Genomic DNA, 16130 nt, shown 5'->3' with positions numbered 1-16130 from the left:
TTGTGCGATGCGAAATTGGCAGCGGGCTCGGAGGGGGCAATTGGGCCGGGAGATACACGACATATTCGTCATCGGCGGCGGCATCAACGGCTGTGGCATTGCGCGCGACGCCGTCGGGCGCGGCTATTCCGTCGCGCTGGCGGAGATGAACGATTTCGCCTCCGGCACCTCGTCCGGCGCCACCAAGCTGATTCATGGCGGCCTGCGTTATCTCGAGCATTATGAATTCCGCCTGGTGCGTGAATCGCTGATGGAGCGCGAGATCCTCTGGGCGATGGCGCCGCACATCATCTGGCCGCTGCGCTTCGTACTGCCGTATCACAAGGGCGGCATTCGCCCGGCCTGGCTGATCCGGCTCGGCCTTTTCCTCTACGACCATCTCGGCGGCCGCAAGCTGCTGCCTGCGACTTCAGTGCTCGACATGCGCAAGGACCCGGCCGGCAAGCCGCTGAAGGCGCTGTTCACCAGGGCGTTCGAATATTCCGACGGCTGGGTCGATGATGCCCGCATGGTCGTGTTGAACGCCCGCGACGCTGCCGACAAAGGGGCGACGATCATGCCGCGCACCAAAGTAGTGTCGGCGCGACGCGAGAATGGACTCTGGCACATTGAAACGACCGATACGGTCACTGGCCGCAATGACAGCCATCAGGCCCGCATGCTGATCAATGCCGCCGGTCCCTGGGTCGATCATGTCATTCGTTCCGCCTTCGGCCAGAACGAGGCCCACCACGTTCGTCTCGTTCAGGGTAGCCATATCGTCGTCAGGAAGAAGTTCGACGACCCTCGTGCCTATTTCTTCCAGAATCCCGACAACCGCATCATCTTCGCCATCCCCTATGAGGGCGATTTCACCCTGATCGGCACCACCGACCGCGACTACACCGCCGATCCCAAAGATGTCCGGATCTCCGAGGAGGAGACGGTCTATCTCTGCAATGCCGCGTCGGAATATTTCAAGGAACCGGTCAGGCCGGAGGACATCGTCTGGACCTACTCGGCAGTCAGGCCGCTTTTTGACGACGGCGCCTCGAAGGCGCAGGAAGCGACGCGCGATTATGTGCTGAAGCTGGAGGGCGAAGCCGGGGCCGCGCCGCTGCTCAACGTCTTCGGCGGCAAGCTTACCACCTATCGCCGGCTTTCCGAACATGCGCTGGAGAAGATCGGCGCCGCGATCGGTGTCAAGGGTGCTCCTTGGACAGCCAAAAGCCATCTGCCCGGCGGCGACTTCCCGGTCCGTGGCTACGAAGCGGAGGTCGCCGGTCTGAAGCGGCGCTATCCGTTCCTTGCCGATGCACACGCCCGCCGGCTGGTGCGCCGCTACGGCACCCGGGCTGTGACATTGCTCGGCGCTGCCCGCGGCCATGACGACCTCGGACGGCTGTTCGGCGGCGATCTCTACGAGGCCGAGGTCAAATATCTCGTCGAGCATGAATGGGCCCGGCACGCCGAAGACGTGCTGTGGAGGAGAACAAAGGATGGTCTGCGCCTATCGAAGGAGCAGGCCCAGTCACTGGAGGAGTACATGGCTGCCATACCGGCGATGGCCGGATAGGCGGCATGTGGTCCCCGCTGCGTGGAGGCAGGGGAATCGGAATGCTGGAACTGCGAAACGCCGCCAAGATGGTGGGCGCGGACTATCATATCTATCCGACCGATCTGGTCCTTGAGCGGGGCACGTTGAATGTCCTGCTCGGGCCGACGCTGTCGGGCAAGACGTCGCTGATGCGGCTGATGGCCGGGCTTGATCGTCCGACCGCCGGCTCCGTCCATTTCGACGGCGCCGATGTCACCGGCATGCCGGTGCAGAAGCGCAATGTCGCCATGGTCTACCAGCAGTTCATCAATTATCCCGCACTGACGGTATACGAGAACATTGCTTCGCCGATGCGCATCTCGGGCAAGGATGCCGCTACCATCGACCGCGAAGTGCGCAAAGCGGCCGAACTTTTGAAGCTGACGCCCTATCTCGATCGCACGCCGCTCAACCTGTCCGGCGGTCAGCAGCAGCGCACCGCGCTGGCGCGTGCGCTCGTTAAGAATGCCAGCCTCGTTCTGATGGACGAGCCGCTTGCCAACCTCGATTACAAGCTGCGCGAGGAACTGCGTGAGGAACTGCCGAAGATCTTTGCCCAATCCGGCGCGATCTTCGTCTATGCGACGACCGAACCGTCAGAGGCGCTCCTGCTCGGCGGCAACACGGCTACACTGAACGAAGGCCGGGTAACCCAGTTCGGGCCGACGATCGACGTTTACCGCCGCCCCGCCGATCTCACCACAGCCGGCATTTTTGCCGATCCGCCGCTGAATATCCTCGACGTGACCAAATCGGACAACGTCTTTACGCGTCCGGGCGGAGCGGCACTTCCGGTTCCCCCGCATCTGGCTGCCGTGCCGGACGGGCCGGTGACCGTCGCATTTCACCCGCATCACCTCGGCTTCAAACCGCAGACCGGTGAGGCTGCCCGCCTGCAGGCGCGCACGCTGGTTTCGGAGATCACCGGCTCGGAGAGCTTTGTTCACCTGGACTATGACGGCGTGCGCTGGGTGATGCTCGCCCATGGGATTCACGACATCGACCCGGACATGGAGATAGAGGCCTTTCTCGACACGCGCCACCTCTTGGCCTTCGGCGCCGATGGCGGCGCCATTGCCACCATTGGCCGCGCTACCGCTGAAGCCGGAAAGGTATAGGAGAGCACAATGGCACGCATTACGCTCGACCATATCCGCCACGCCTACGGAGCTAATCCGCAGATGGAGAAGGATTATTCGCTGAAGGAAGTCGACCACGAGTGGAACGACGGCGGCGCCTATGCGCTGCTCGGCCCCTCCGGTTGCGGCAAGACCACGCTGCTGAACATCATCTCGGGTCTGCTGCAGCCCTCGCACGGTCGCATCCTCTTCGACGGCAAGGATGTGACGAACCTGTCGACGCAGAGCCGCAACATCGCCCAGGTCTTCCAGTTTCCGGTCATCTACGACACCATGACCGTTTACGATAATCTCGCCTTTCCGCTGCGCAACCGCGGCGTGGCGGAGGCCGATGTCGACCGCCGCGTCCGCGACATTCTCGAGATGATCGACCTTGCCGGCTGGGCCAAGCGCAAGGCGCAAGGGCTGACGGCCGACCAGAAGCAGAAGATCTCTCTCGGCCGCGGCCTGGTGCGCAACGACGTCAACGCCATCCTGTTCGACGAGCCGCTGACCGTCATCGACCCGCATATGAAATGGGTGCTGCGCTCGCAACTGAAGCGGCTTCACAAGCAGTTCGGCTTCACCATGGTCTACGTCACCCACGACCAGACCGAGGCGCTGACTTTCGCCGAGAAGGTCGTCGTCATGTATGACGGCCAGATCGTTCAGATCGGCACTCCGGCCGAGCTTTTCGAGCGGCCGAGCCACACCTTCGTCGGCTATTTCATCGGTTCGCCCGGTATGAACGTCATGCCCGCCAGGGTCGAAGGCAGCGCCGTCAAGGTCGGAGACGAGGTTTTGACGCTGGATTACGCGCCGAAGACCGCTGGCAGTTCCAAGACCGAGCTCGGCATCCGCCCCGAATTCATCCGCCTCGGGCGGGAAGGCATGCCGGTCAACATCACCAAGGTCGAGGATATCGGCCGGCAGAAGATCGTCCGCGCCCGCTTCGCCGGCCAGCCAATTGCGATCGTCGTGCATGAGGATGCCGATATCCCCGCAGATGCCCGCGTCACCTTCGATCCGTCCGCCATCAGCATTTACGCCGACAGCTGGCGCGTCGGCAGGGAGGCCTGAGCCATGCAGAAGACGTGGAACAACAAAGCTTGGTTTCTGGTCCTGCCGGTGCTGCTGCTCGTCGCCTTTTCGGCCGTCATCCCGCTGATGACTGTTGTCAACTATTCGGTTCAGGATACGTTCGGGAATAACGAGTTCTTCTGGGCAGGCACCGACTGGTTCGTTCAGACGCTGCATTCCGACCGCTTCTGGGAAGCGCTCGAGCGCAACCTGCTCTTCTCCTTCATCATCCTCGCGCTGGAGATTCCGCTCGGCATCTTCATTGCTCTCAACATGCCGAAGAAGGGCATCGGCGTTCCGGTCTGCCTCGTTCTGATGGCGCTGCCACTGCTCATCCCGTGGAATGTCGTCGGCACTATCTGGCAGGTCTTCGGGCGCGTCGATATCGGCCTGCTCGGCCATACGCTCGAGGGGCTCGGCCTCGATTACAACTACGTCCGCGATCCGGTCGACGCCTGGGTCACGGTCATCGTCATGGATGTCTGGCACTGGACGAGCCTCGTCGTGCTGCTCTGCTATGCCGGCCTCGTCTCGATCCCGGACGCCTATTATCAGGCCGCCAAGATCGACGGCGCCTCGCGCTGGTCCGTATTCCGTTACATCCAGCTTCCGAAGATGAAGCGGGTGCTGCTGATCGCCGTTCTCCTACGCTTCATGGACAGTTTCATGATCTATACCGAGCCCTTCGTCGTCACCGGCGGCGGTCCCGGCAACTCGACGACCTTCCTGTCGATCGATCTCGTGAAGATGGCCGTCGGGCAATTCGATCTCGGCCCCGCCGCGGCGATGTCGATCATCTACTTCCTGATCATCCTGTTGCTGTCATGGATCTTCTACACTGTCATGACCAGCAGCGACGCCAACGCCTGAGAAAGGAGAGATCCATGGGTTCGACAAGGAAATACAAGCCCGCCGGAAACCTCTCCTGGGTGGTTACGACGCTCTACATCCTCTTTCTGCTCCTGCCGATCTACTGGCTGATCAACATGAGCTTCAAGGAGAATGCCGAGATCACCGGCGCCTTCTCGCTGTGGCCGCAAAACCCGACGCTCCGGAACTACGCCGTCATCTTCACCGATCCGTCCTGGTATAACGGTTACATCAACTCGATCATTTACGTGGTGATGAACACTGTTATATCAGTGCTTGCGGCGCTGCCGGCGGCCTACGCTTTTTCGCGCTACCGCTTCCTCGGCGACAAGCACCTGTTCTTCTGGCTGCTCACTAACCGGATGGCGCCACCGGCGGTTTTTGCGCTGCCCTTCTTCCAACTCTATTCCGCGTTCGGCCTGATCGATACCCATATCGCCGTGGCGCTCGCCCACTGCCTGTTCAACGTGCCGCTGGCGGTCTGGATCCTCGAAGGCTTCATGTCTGGCGTGCCGAAGGAGATCGACGAAACCGCCTATATTGACGGCTACTCCTTCCCGCGCTTCTTCGTGAAGATCTTCATGCCGCTCATTGCAAGCGGGATCGGTGTCGCCGCTTTCTTCTGCTTCATGTTCTCGTGGGTCGAACTGCTGCTGGCCCGCACGCTGACGACGACCGCGGCAAAGCCGATCTCGGCGATCATGACGCGCACGGTTTCGGCGGCCGGCATGGACTGGGGCGTACTGGCGGCAGCCGGCGTGCTCACCATCATCCCCGGCGCGCTCGTCATCTATTTCGTTCGCAACTATATCGCCAAGGGCTTTGCCCTGGGCCGCGTCTGAGGAGGAGACGGTCATGAATTTTACCTGGATGGCCTGGACGCTGCCGACGGCGCTCTTCTTCCTGACGATCCTTACGCTGCTCATCGCCATGAGCGTCTGGGAATATTTTTCGCCGGGCGGCACGCCGCGCACGGGCGTGCTGCGTTTCGAGACGACGCGCGGCGACCGGCTCTTCATTTCGCTGCTTGGCGCAGCGTTCATTCATCTTGCATGGCTTGGGCTCGCTGGGCCCAACCTGTGGTGGGCTCTTGCCATTTCCGTAGTCTATGCCATCGGCGTGTTCCGCTACGTGTAACGGCAAGGAGAAGACAGATGGCCGGGGGTACTGGCCGCCTGAGACGTAACTGCAATCGCAAACCCTGGGAGGATATTATGCGACGGCACTTATTGACGACGACAGCAGGCTTGCTGCTGGCGATGACAGCATCGGCCTATGCCGGAATGGACGAGGCCAAGACGTTCCTCGACAAGGAAGTCGGCGACCTCTCGACGCTTTCCCGCGCCGACCAGGAAAAGGAAATGCAGTGGTTCGTCGATGCCGCGAAGCCCTTCGCCGGCATGGACATCAAAGTCGTTTCCGAAACGATCACCACGCATGATTATGAATCGAAGGTGCTGGCTCCGGCCTTTACCGCGATCACCGGCATCAAGGTCACCCACGATCTGATCGGCGAAGGCGATGTTGTCGAAAAGCTGCAGACGCAGATGCAGTCGGGCGAAAACATCTATGACGCCTATATCAACGACTCGGACCTGATCGGCACCCATTGGCGCTACCAGCAGGCCCGCTCGCTGACCGACTGGATGGCCAATGAAGGCAAGGATGTCACCAATCCCGGCCTCGACGTCGACGACTTCATCGGCAAGTCGTTCACGACAGCGCCTGATGGCAAGCTCTACCAGCTGCCGGACCAGCAGTTCGCGAACCTCTATTGGTTCCGTTACGACTGGTTCAACGACGAGAAGAACAAGGCGGACTTCAAGGCGAAGTACGGCTACGATCTCGGCGTGCCGGTCAACTGGTCGGCCTATGAGGATATCGCCGAGTTCTTCACCGGCCGCGAGATCGACGGCAAGAAGGTCTACGGCCACATGGACTACGGCAAGAAGGACCCATCGCTCGGCTGGCGCTTCACCGATGCCTGGCTGTCGATGGCCGGCAACGGCGACAAGGGCATTCCGAACGGCAAGCCGGTCGACGAATGGGGTATCAAGGTCGACGAGAACTCCCGTCCGGTCGGTTCGTGCGTCGCGCGAGGCGGCGATACCAATGGCCCTGCAGCGGTCTATTCGATCCAGAAGTATCTGGACTGGATGAAGGCCTATGCACCGGCCGCCGCTCAGGGCATGACCTTCTCCGAATCCGGACCGGTCCCCTCGCAGGGTGAAGTTGCCCAGCAGATGTTCACCTACACCGCCTTCACGGCCGACTTCGTCAAGGAAGGCCTGCCGGTCGTCAATGCGGACGGCACACCGAAATGGCGTTTTGCCCCGAGCCCGCATGGCGTCTATTGGAAGGACGGCATGAAGCTCGGCTATCAGGATGCCGGCTCCTGGACGCTGATGAAGTCCACGCCTGTCGATCGCGCCAAGGCCGCCTGGCTCTATGCGCAGTTCGTCACTTCCAAGACTGTCGACGTGAAGAAGAGCCATATGGGCCTCACCTTCATCCGCCAGTCGACGCTGGATCATAAGTCCTTCACCGATCGCGCGCCGAAGCTCGGCGGCCTGATCGAATTCTACCGTTCGCCGGCCCGCCTGCAGTGGTCGCCGACCGGTACGAATGTTCCTGACTATCCGAAGCTCGCGCAGCTGTGGTGGCAGGCAATCGGTGACGCCTCTTCCGGCGCCAAGACGGCGCAGGAAGCGATGGACTCGCTTTGCTCCGAGCAGGAAAAGGTGCTGCAGCGCCTGGAACGCGCCAAGGTCCAGGGCGATATCGGCCCGAAACTCGCTGAAGAGCATGATCTCGCATATTGGAACGCGGATGCGGTGAAGAAGGGCAACCTGGCACCGCAGCTGAAGATCGAGAACGAGAAGGAAAAGCCGCTTACCGTCAACTACGACGAACTCGTCAAGAGCTGGCAGAAGAAGTAAGGCGGACCCGGCCGGAGGCGACAAGGCCTCCGGCCATCACTTCCTGCCACCGACTTGAAGCCGGTGGCACCTCACAATCTTTCTCTCATCAAACCTGGCGTCCTGCCGCTGAGCGGCGGGCTGAGCGGTTTCGTGCGAGCTGGAGATGGATGTATGAGCGGCTATATTCTTTCGATCGACCAGGGCACGACCTCTTCACGCGCCATCATCTTCGATGGCGACATGAAAATGGTCGGCTCGGCGCAGGCGGAGATCACCCAATATTATCCGCAGCCCGGATGGGTGGAGCATGACGCCGCCGAAATCTGGCAGTCCGTCATCGACACGGTGCGCAAGGCGATCGCCGATGCTGGTATAGACGCCGCCGTGATCGCGGCAATCGGCATTACCAATCAGCGCGAGACGGCAGTCGTCTGGGATCGCAGGTCCGGTACGCCGCTTCACCGCGCGATCGTCTGGCAGGACAGGCGCACCGCCGAGATGTGCGAGAGCCTGAAGGCTGACGGATATGAGAAGCTGTTCAGCGCCAAGACCGGCCTGCTGCTCGACCCCTATTTCTCCGGAACGAAGCTGCGCTGGCTGCTCGACAATGTCGATGGCCTGCGGGAGAAGGCGGAGGCAGGCGAGGTCTGCTTCGGCACGATCGACAGCTGGCTGATCTACAAGCTGACCGGCGGCCGTGTGCATGCCACCGATGCGACCAATGCCTCGCGAACGCTGCTCTATAATATCGATGACGGCGCCTGGGACGAGGAGCTTCTCGGCATTCTCGGCATTCCCTCAGCTATGCTTCCCGAGGTCAGGGAATGCGCCGATGATTTCGGCCGGGTCGACGAAGCTCTGTTCGGGGTCGCGCTGCCGATCCTCGGCGTCGCCGGCGACCAGCAGGCGGCGGCCGTGGGCAATGCCTGCTTTCACCCCGGCATGATGAAATCGACCTATGGCACCGGCTGCTTCGCCCTCCTGAACACTGGCCGCGACCGTGTTTCCTCCTCCAACCGGATGCTGACGACCATTGCCTGCCGGCTCGACGGTGAGACGACCTATGCACTCGAAGGCTCGATTTTCATTGCGGGTGCGGCCGTGCAATGGCTGCGCGACGGCCTCGGCATCATCAGCCAGGCTTCCGAGGCTGGGGTTCTGGCCACCAAAGCAGATCCCGGACAGCAGGTCTATATCGTTCCGGCTTTCACCGGCCTCGGCGCGCCCTATTGGGATCCGGCTGCGCGCGGCGCGATCTTCGGCCTGACGCGCAACAGCGGCCCGGCGGAATTTGCCCGCGCGGTGCTTGAATCCGTCGCCTATCAGACGCTCGACCTGCTGGTGGCGATGAAGAAGGACTGGGGCGCCAACCAGTTGGAAACCGTGCTGCGCGTCGATGGCGGCATGGCGGCGTCCGACTGGACGATGCAGTGCCTGGCCGACATCACGGGAAATCCCGTCGACCGTTCGGCGATCCGCGAAACGACGGCTCTGGGCGCCGCCTGGCTCGCCGGCTCGAAAGCCGGCATCTGGCCGGACAGGCGGGAGTTCGCGCGGGCCTGGGCCTGCGACCGCCGCTTCAATCCCTCGATGGAGGAGGGCGAGCGGCAGGCCAAGATCATCGGTTGGAAGAACGCCGTGTCGCGGATGATTTCGGACACAGCGGCGGGATAGCGCCGGATCGGGTTTGGACTGTCTGACGCGGCATCAGAAGGCCTTCGGCACCTGGCAAGGCCGCCTGTCATCATCTGTCAGGCGGCCTTATCCTTGTTATTCGTCCGTCGTCTCCTGAATGTCGGCAAGATCAATGCCATGGGTGTCAAACCACCAATCCGCATTCATGACGGAATAGCGGTCACGAAGGCGCAGATATTTAGCGCGGAGCCGCTTCTGGCGTTCGACCTCGTCCTTGAAAAAGGGATGGTCGAGCATGCCGCCCATCTTATGGATACGGCGGAGCAATTTGCGCAGAACATACCCCTGCTCCTTGTTGCCCGGCCGATAACCGCTCTCCACGATCGTCATGACCGTCTCGCGCAATGTCTCAAGCGCATCGCTTTGCGGCGTGCCGTTGACGATCATGTCGAGACGTTCCGCGCCGAAGCCGACGTCTATGCAGCTTTCGAGGGGATTGACGATGTTTCCGATCTCGACGCCATCCTTGTAGAACTCGGTGCAGTATCCGGTAATGCTGCCATCGCTCCAGATGCATTCCGGATCTGGAACGATGGGCACCCGCCCGTTATAGAGCGGCGTCCATTCGGTCAGACGGTCTGGATGGATCGTCACGTGATCCGGCGCCAGACCCAGCGTTCCCAGAAACGCAAGCCAGAAGTCGATAGCATCGCCAACTGTCATTTCTCTGAAGGAGAAAAGGCCGAGCATGGTGAAGTGGAGAAGATGAGTCCCGTCGCCGATCTCATCGAGGTCGCCCATGCGCAGGCAAGCCTGGCTGTTTGCGACGGTTCCACGGTAGGAAGGATCGGAGAAGAGAGATTTGTACTGCTGCATTCCAGCGCTGCAGAAGAGCGTTGTATCGTCATGCGGCCGTACGGATTCAATGCGTGTGAAATCAATGCCCTTGGAAAGGCAGAAGTCTTGATAGTGCTGGATCAGGCGTCCCGCGATGACATAGGCAACCTCCTTTGCTGTTCGTGCCTTTCTGCAAGATAGCGGTATGACGCGCATGCAGCAACCTGCTGCCATCAAGACAGGCTCTTGAACATTGGCTCATTTGAGACTAAATATAACCTCAGGTGAATTGGAGCCATTGTCATGACCGGATTTGCAGTCGTTGCCGATGTTCTCGGCTTGCCAGCCAGGGAGCCGGCCTCGCGTTCGGCCTTCGGGCTGCTGTCCAGCATCGAGGAGGGATTGCCGGTCAAGGCGCTTGACCGGATGGCGCTGCTTCTCGCCCCGAGCGATGCGCAGTTCAAGTACCGATTGGTGCCGAAGGCCACCTATGAGCGGCGCAAGTCCAAGCATCGGCTTTCCTCCGACGAGGGCATAAAGCTCGCTCGCCTCGCACGCGTCTGGGGGCTGGCGCTCGATGTCTGGCAGAGCGAGATCGAGGCCCGAGATTTCCTGTTCCGCCCCCATGCAATGCTGGAGGATAGGCGGCCGATCGACGTCGTTATCCAGAGCGAAATCGGCGGCGAACTCGTTCTCGATATCCTCGGAAGCCTGAAATACGGCAGTGCTGCGTGAACGCGCAACGCCTGGATCGCACGCTGACATCTGTCCGCATCGGAGATCCTGACGGAACCTACCCGATCTTCGACGCCACCGGCTCGACAATCGCGCCGGGGCGGTGGAATACGGCAGGCAGCCCGATCATTTACACGAGCGAACACTATTCGACGGCGCTTCTCGAAAAGCTCGTGCATGGCAGCGGGCGGCTGCCGCCCAACCAGCATTATGTCACCATCACCATACCGCGCGGGGTTAGCTACGAGGTTTTCTCTGAGCCCGCTCTGCCGGGCTGGGACAGCATGCCGGCCAGCGTCAGCAAGGACTTCGGTGAAGGTTGGTGCCAGGAGAAGCGCAGCGCCATTCTGCTGGTGCCGAGCGTCGTCGCCCGCGTTGACCGTAACGTGCTGATCAATCCGGCGCATCCGGAATTCTCCTCGATCACGGCGAGTCTCCACGAGCCGGTGTTCTGGGATCGCCGTCTGTTCGGCGTGTGACGCGGCAGCAGGAAACGTTTCCCGCGAGCAATGCGCTGTTGCTCCTCCCTTATGTTGCGATCAGGTCTTCTGGCGCGGCGAGCGGGCCATCAGCCTGGCATAGGCAATCGCCGACAGCATGTTGACGTGATTGGCTTTGCCGGTGCCAGCGATGTCGAAGGCGGTGCCGTGATCGACCGAGACGCGGTCGATCGGCAGACCGAGCGAGACGTTGACGGCCGTCTCGAAGGCAATGAGCTTGATCGGGATATGGCCCTGATCGTGATACTGGGCAATGACCAGATCAAAGGCGCCGTTATAGGCGCGGGCAAACACCGTGTCGGCGGAGATCGGACCGACAACGTCGATGCCCTTTGCTTGCGCCTGCTCGACGGCCGGCGCCAGGAATTCCATGTCCTCGGTACCGAACAGGCCATTTTCCCCGCAATGCGGATTGAGGCCGGCGACGGCGATACGCGGCTTTGTGCCAAGGCGCAGGAAATGCCTGTGGCCGGCTTCGATGGTCGCCAGCACACGCTCTGTCTTGGCGCGTTCGATTGCGCCTTTCAACGAGACATGAGTGGAGACGTGGATGGTATTCAGCCGCTCGGAAGCGAGCAGCATGAAGGAGCTCTTCGAGCCTGTGAGATGCGCGAGAAGCCCGGTATGGCCGTCATGGTGATGGCCGGCAAGGTTCATCGCTTCCTTGTTGATCGGGGCGGTGACGATGACATCGGCTTGTCCGGACATGGCGAGATCGACGGCGCGGGTGATGTAGCGCACCGAGGCATCGCCGGCGACCGGGCTGACCTTGCCGATTTCGGGCAGGGCGGCGCCGAACGGCACTTCGTCGACCGCGATCCTGTCGCCGCCGGCGGCCTCGGCGGGTCCGAATTTCAGGCCCGAGCCGGTAACGCGGTCGGCCCGCTCCAGCGCCTCTACATTGCCGACGATGACGAAATCGCGGCGCTCTTCGCTTGGAAGCGCCGCCAAGGCCTTGACGATCACTTCGGGGCCGACGCCGGCGGGATCACCGAGTGTCACGGCGACTTTCGCATTCCTGTCCATCAATCGAGTTCCTTCTGAAACCGTTGCTTAGGTCCGAAGCATGATGTCGTCCGAAAACCGCCCAGACTTTTCGGGATCATGCTTTAAAAGGCGGCCGCGTAAATCGAGCGAATGTCGGCGCGGGTGAGATCGCGCGGATTGTTGTCGAGCAGCCGGCGAATGGCAAAGGCGTCCTCGGCCATCGCATCGAGATCGCTTTCCGGCACGCCTAGACCGGAGAGCTTCATTTCGATGCCGAGTTCGGCGCAGAAAGCGTAAGCCGCATCGAAGACGGAGGCGATATTTTCCGCGGTTTCATAGCCGAGCGCCGCCATCACCGCTTTCGTCTTCTCCGCGGCCGCGGGCGTGTTGAAGGCGAGAACATGCGGGAAGATCAGAGCATTCGCGGCACCATGCGCCACGTGCCAGCGCGTGCCGAGAGGGTAGGCGAGGGCATGGCCGCCGGCGGTGTTGACCGGGCCGAGACAGAAGCCGCCGTAAAGTGAGGCAAGTGCGAGACCGGCGCGCGCCTCCGCGTCGCTGCCGTCCTTGACGGCACGGGCGAGATATCTGCCGACGAGCCGCGTTCCCTCGATTGCATAGATATCGACCATCGGATGAGCTTTGCGGTTGGTGAAGGCCTCGACGCAATGTGCCATGGCGTCGACGCCGGTTGCGGCGGTGGTGCGCGCCGGCACGCTGAAGGTCAGCGCCGGATCGACGACGGCGATGTCGGCCAGCATATGCAAACTTTCAACGGCAAGCTTCGCCATTGTGTTGGGATCGGTGACGAGCGCGCGGATACCGGCCTCGCTGCCGGTGCCGGACGTTGTCGGCACCTGGGCGAGCCCCACTTTGCGTGGGCCGTTGACCTTGTTCGGACCGACAACCTCGTGCAGCGTCTGCGCCGAGCCGGCAAGAACGGCGGCGAGCTTCGCGAGATCCATGGCGCTGCCGCCGCCGAAGCCGACGATCAACTCGGCATCGACGGCGTTGGCCACTGCCAATACGTTGTCGAGATTGGCCGTGTCCGGCTCGGGCGTCACCTCGGAAAACACCGTGACCTCGCCCTTCAGTTCCAGCACGTCGATTCGCGAAGCATTGAACGCATCCGAGATTACTAGCGTGCGCCTGTAGCCTTTTTCGGCAGCCCATCTGCCGAGCTTCCCCGCCGTGCTTATACCGAACTCGATCAAATGCGGCCGAACTATCGTGATTGGCGAACCCAAGCTGGCCATGAACCAGTCCTCCCTGCGGATCTTGCGGCAACAGTGTCGCCCTCTTTAATGTAAAGTTGTAATGTCAATGTCAAGTCGGCATTCCCGAGAGCTGAGAATTTTGTCGCCTGATATCGGAACGTTGAAGCTCTCATGCGGGAAGAATACGCATAAATGTCGGATAAATCAGTGAGATATCGGATCTTCGTCGCTGAATTCCGATTGTCCGTACAGGCCGAGCCTGCCCGCCGTATGTTCGAGGAGCCAGCCGAACTTGTTATCAAGCTCACGTCGTTCGGCCAGCCGAGGCCGCTGAAGCTCGCGTCCTTCTCCCTTTTCAGACGCAGATTTACAATTGCCCAGCCGCCGCTTCGCTTACGGCGCGGATTGCGGGGCGAGGCGCACATATTTGATGGCGCGCCGATAGTATGTGTAGGCGATATGGAGTGTGCCGTCGCCGCCTTGGACGACAGAGGGATAGGAGAATTCGCGGTTCAGCGAATCCTTGGAATTGTTGCTGAGGCAGAAGCCGTCGCCGGTATCAAGATCCGTGCGATGCGGGAAGCTCTTGCCGCCATTCCTCGATATCGCAAGGCTCAGCGGCGCACGCGGGACACCCCAGACCGCCTTGCGGCCGATATCGGGAGCAGCAATAGTAGCGGTTTCTCCAGCCTCGTCGCCCTCGATTTCATCATAGAGAGACTGGCGCCGTGCATCCGACATGGCTGCATTCGAATGATTGTAAACCATTGCAATCGCTCCATCATGCAGGACCGTTGCCTGGATTGAGGAATTGTTGTTCGGCAGTGCCGTGGGCTCGGGAGCGCTCCATGTCCTGCCGCCGTCATTCGATCGGCTGGAAAGAACGGTCTCGGCGAAACGGTTGCGGTAGAAGGCGATCATCTCGTCACCGCCGAGCGGGAGGATATTCATGTGCACGGCTCCGACGCTGTCGGGAACGTCGTTCATTTGCCAGGTCGCGCCGCCATCGCGCGAAATCAGCACCGCTGCCGTATCGGCGTCGCCGCTCCAGCGCCTGCCGTCAAGGCCAACGCAGCGGAAGACCGGAAGCAGCCATTCGCCTCTGTCGTTCACGACGATCGGCTGGCGAACGAAGGTGCCGGGGCTGTCGCAGAGGATCCGGACCGAGCCAAACGTTCGGCCGCCATCATCGGACACCCGGCATTTGACAACGGAGCCGTCCTGATTGCCCGAGGTCTGCGAGGTATAAAGCAGCCATGTCTTTCCGTCAGGAGCGTTGAAAATCAATGGGTTCTGCTCGGACTTCTCCGGATCGTCGCTCATCTTCTCCGGCTCGGACCAGCGATCGGAGCCCGGCGCCAGCCGCGACATGTAAATCGAGATATCGCCCATGCCCTCCATCGTGCCGCCGAACCAGACGCAGGTCAGCGTACCGTCGGGCAGAAAAGCAAGGTTTGCCGCGTGGTTCTGAATGCAGGGCGAGGGCAGATAGGCATCCGCGCGAGCCTCGACAGTGGGGTGAGAGGTGATGGCCCCGGTCATCAGGGCGGGAACGGCTTCGGGGGACAGTCCGGTAGAGCGCATGGCGGGTCTCCTCAGGGCAGCTTGGCGTAGCTCTCGGTGAGTGCGGCATAGTCCGCTTCGCTGAGCGGCATCAGCGGTGCGCGGGTGCGCTTCCAGGCGGGATTGCCTGTCTTCAGCCCGATCATTGCCTTGATGGTCGGGATCTGGACATAGGAGTTGGACAGTGTGCGGTAGGTGTTGATGCGCGCCTGCGCCGCCTCGACTTCGCCAGCGCGCCTCTCGTCGTGGACACGGTCGTAGACGGTGCGCAGCGAATCCGCCACGAGATTGGAGGTCGCCGTGATGCAGCCCGCACCGCCGGCTTTCAAGAGCGGCAGCAGCAGTGGATCGGCGCCCGCCAGCACCGAGAAGCCGGGGTAGGCGGCGATAATGGCCTGCATGTTATTGAAATCGCCGGCCGATTCCTTGATACCAACGATGGTTTCCGGAAAGGCGGCAATCAGCCGCCCGATCAGCGGAATGGAGAGCGGCACACCCGAGACCTGCGGTATATGGTAGAGGATGACCTGCAGCCGCGTGTCGGCGACTTTCTCCAGCACCTGCGAATAGGCGGCGAAGAGGCCGTCGTCGGAAACGCCCTTGTAGTAGAAGGGCGGCAGCATCACGACCTTGGTGACGCCGAGCGACAGCGCGTGCCGGGTCAGTTCGACGGTTTCGGGAATGGCGACGACGCCCGTACCCGGCAGCAGCTTACCGGCAGGAATGCCGGCTTCCAGCGCCGCTTCCAGAATGGCGCGCCGCTCGCCTCCGGAAAAGGAATTGGCCTCACCCGTCGTGCCGAGCAGGGCTATGCCATGACAGCCCTCGGCCAGCAGCCGTCGGCAATGGTCGGTGAAAAGGCCGAGATCCGGCGCATTGTCTGGGGTCAGCGGCGTTGCGGCCGCGCTGAAAACGCCTGTAATCTTGTGATGGCTCATCCCGCCCTCCCTTCGGCGCGCCTTGCCGTCGAACCGTCCGGCAGCGCATGCAATTGTCATTTGCCTGTAGCGATGAGTGCAAAGAACTTTTCCATCGCGGTGCTTTTGTCAAGAAGACAAAATGGATGACTAAGGAGACTGAATCTCATCTAA

Annotated in this window: 15 protein-coding genes; 10 read left to right on the top strand and 5 right to left on the bottom strand. The window is 61.5% G+C overall.

Going from position 1 to position 16130, the window contains the following annotated elements; all coding sequences use genetic code 11:
- Nucleotides 1-40 precede the first annotated feature (40 nt).
- The 8 genes from glpD (at nt 41) to glpK (ending at nt 9239) form a co-directional block, all read left to right on the top strand.
- Nucleotides 41-1555 (top strand): glycerol-3-phosphate dehydrogenase, encoded by a 1515-nt coding sequence (gene glpD, locus NMA58_RS23190; RefSeq protein WP_085781426.1) that lies wholly within the window; start codon nt 41-43, stop codon nt 1553-1555.
- Nucleotides 1556-1596: 41 nt separating this feature from the next.
- Nucleotides 1597-2694: an ABC transporter ATP-binding protein gene (locus NMA58_RS23185; RefSeq protein WP_183704144.1), complete on the top strand. Its 1098-nt coding sequence runs from the start codon at nt 1597-1599 to the stop codon at nt 2692-2694.
- Between the two features lie 9 nt (nt 2695-2703).
- The gene (locus NMA58_RS23180; RefSeq protein ID WP_434714080.1) at nt 2704-3774 is read left to right on the top strand and encodes an ABC transporter ATP-binding protein; all 1071 of its coding nucleotides are present in this window, start codon (nt 2704-2706) and stop codon (nt 3772-3774) included.
- Nucleotides 3775-3777: 3 nt separating this feature from the next.
- Complete coding sequence (locus NMA58_RS23175) at nt 3778-4644, top strand: carbohydrate ABC transporter permease (protein WP_085781429.1); 867 nt, start codon at nt 3778-3780, stop codon at nt 4642-4644.
- A 14-nt stretch (nt 4645-4658) separates the two neighbouring features.
- Nucleotides 4659-5486, top strand: coding sequence for a carbohydrate ABC transporter permease (locus NMA58_RS23170; protein WP_085781430.1), 828 nt, complete (start codon nt 4659-4661; stop codon nt 5484-5486).
- Between the two features lie 13 nt (nt 5487-5499).
- Nucleotides 5500-5781 carry a DUF2160 domain-containing protein gene (locus tag NMA58_RS23165; protein ID WP_097599743.1) on the top strand — a complete coding sequence of 94 codons (282 nt, stop codon included), beginning with the start codon at nt 5500-5502 and terminating at the stop codon, nt 5779-5781.
- A 77-nt stretch (nt 5782-5858) separates the two neighbouring features.
- Complete coding sequence (locus NMA58_RS23160; protein WP_434714078.1) at nt 5859-7583, top strand: ABC transporter substrate-binding protein; 1725 nt, start codon at nt 5859-5861, stop codon at nt 7581-7583.
- A gap of 153 nt (nt 7584-7736) precedes the next feature.
- Complete coding sequence (gene glpK / locus NMA58_RS23155; protein WP_434714077.1) at nt 7737-9239, top strand: glycerol kinase GlpK; 1503 nt, start codon at nt 7737-7739, stop codon at nt 9237-9239.
- Nucleotides 9240-9335: 96 nt separating this feature from the next.
- On the opposite strand, the gene NMA58_RS23150 is transcribed toward glpK, so the two are convergent.
- On the bottom strand, nt 9336-10253 hold the full coding sequence (locus NMA58_RS23150) for an alanine--tRNA ligase-related protein (protein ID WP_434714075.1): 918 nt from the start codon (nt 10251-10253) through the stop codon (nt 9336-9338).
- A gap of 87 nt (nt 10254-10340) precedes the next feature.
- Here NMA58_RS23150 and NMA58_RS23145 point away from each other — a divergent pair, with 87 nt between their 5' ends.
- Together NMA58_RS23145 and NMA58_RS23140 are read left to right on the top strand one after the other, a co-directional pair.
- The gene (locus NMA58_RS23145; RefSeq protein ID WP_064696724.1) at nt 10341-10772 is read left to right on the top strand and encodes an antitoxin Xre-like helix-turn-helix domain-containing protein; all 432 of its coding nucleotides are present in this window, start codon (nt 10341-10343) and stop codon (nt 10770-10772) included.
- Nucleotides 10769-11251, top strand: a complete 483-nt coding sequence (locus NMA58_RS23140) for an RES family NAD+ phosphorylase (protein WP_434714074.1) — start codon at nt 10769-10771, stop codon at nt 11249-11251. The genes NMA58_RS23145 and NMA58_RS23140 overlap by 4 nt, the downstream gene beginning before the upstream one ends.
- Nucleotides 11252-11311: 60 nt before the next feature.
- Here the strand turns inward: NMA58_RS23140 and pdxA are convergent, their stop codons facing one another.
- The 4 genes from pdxA to NMA58_RS23120 form a co-directional block, all read right to left on the bottom strand.
- Complete coding sequence (gene pdxA / locus NMA58_RS23135; RefSeq protein ID WP_434714073.1) at nt 11312-12298, bottom strand: 4-hydroxythreonine-4-phosphate dehydrogenase PdxA; 987 nt, start codon at nt 12296-12298, stop codon at nt 11312-11314.
- 83 nt (nt 12299-12381) lie between these two features.
- Complete coding sequence (locus tag NMA58_RS23130; protein WP_434714072.1) at nt 12382-13515, bottom strand: iron-containing alcohol dehydrogenase; 1134 nt, start codon at nt 13513-13515, stop codon at nt 12382-12384.
- Between the two features lie 354 nt (nt 13516-13869).
- Nucleotides 13870-15060, bottom strand: coding sequence for a sialidase family protein (locus NMA58_RS23125; protein WP_434714071.1), 1191 nt, complete (start codon nt 15058-15060; stop codon nt 13870-13872).
- Between the two features lie 11 nt (nt 15061-15071).
- Nucleotides 15072-15977: a dihydrodipicolinate synthase family protein gene (locus NMA58_RS23120; protein ID WP_434714069.1), complete on the bottom strand. Its 906-nt coding sequence runs from the start codon at nt 15975-15977 to the stop codon at nt 15072-15074.
- Between the last annotated feature and the right edge of the window lie 153 nt (nt 15978-16130).

The sequence above is a fragment of the Rhizobium sp. YTUHZ045 genome, from assembly GCF_051124255.1.
Taxonomy (GTDB): domain Bacteria; phylum Pseudomonadota; class Alphaproteobacteria; order Rhizobiales; family Rhizobiaceae; genus Rhizobium.
Note: the sequence above shows the minus strand (reverse complement) of the source record. Positions and strands in the feature narration are given on the sequence as shown.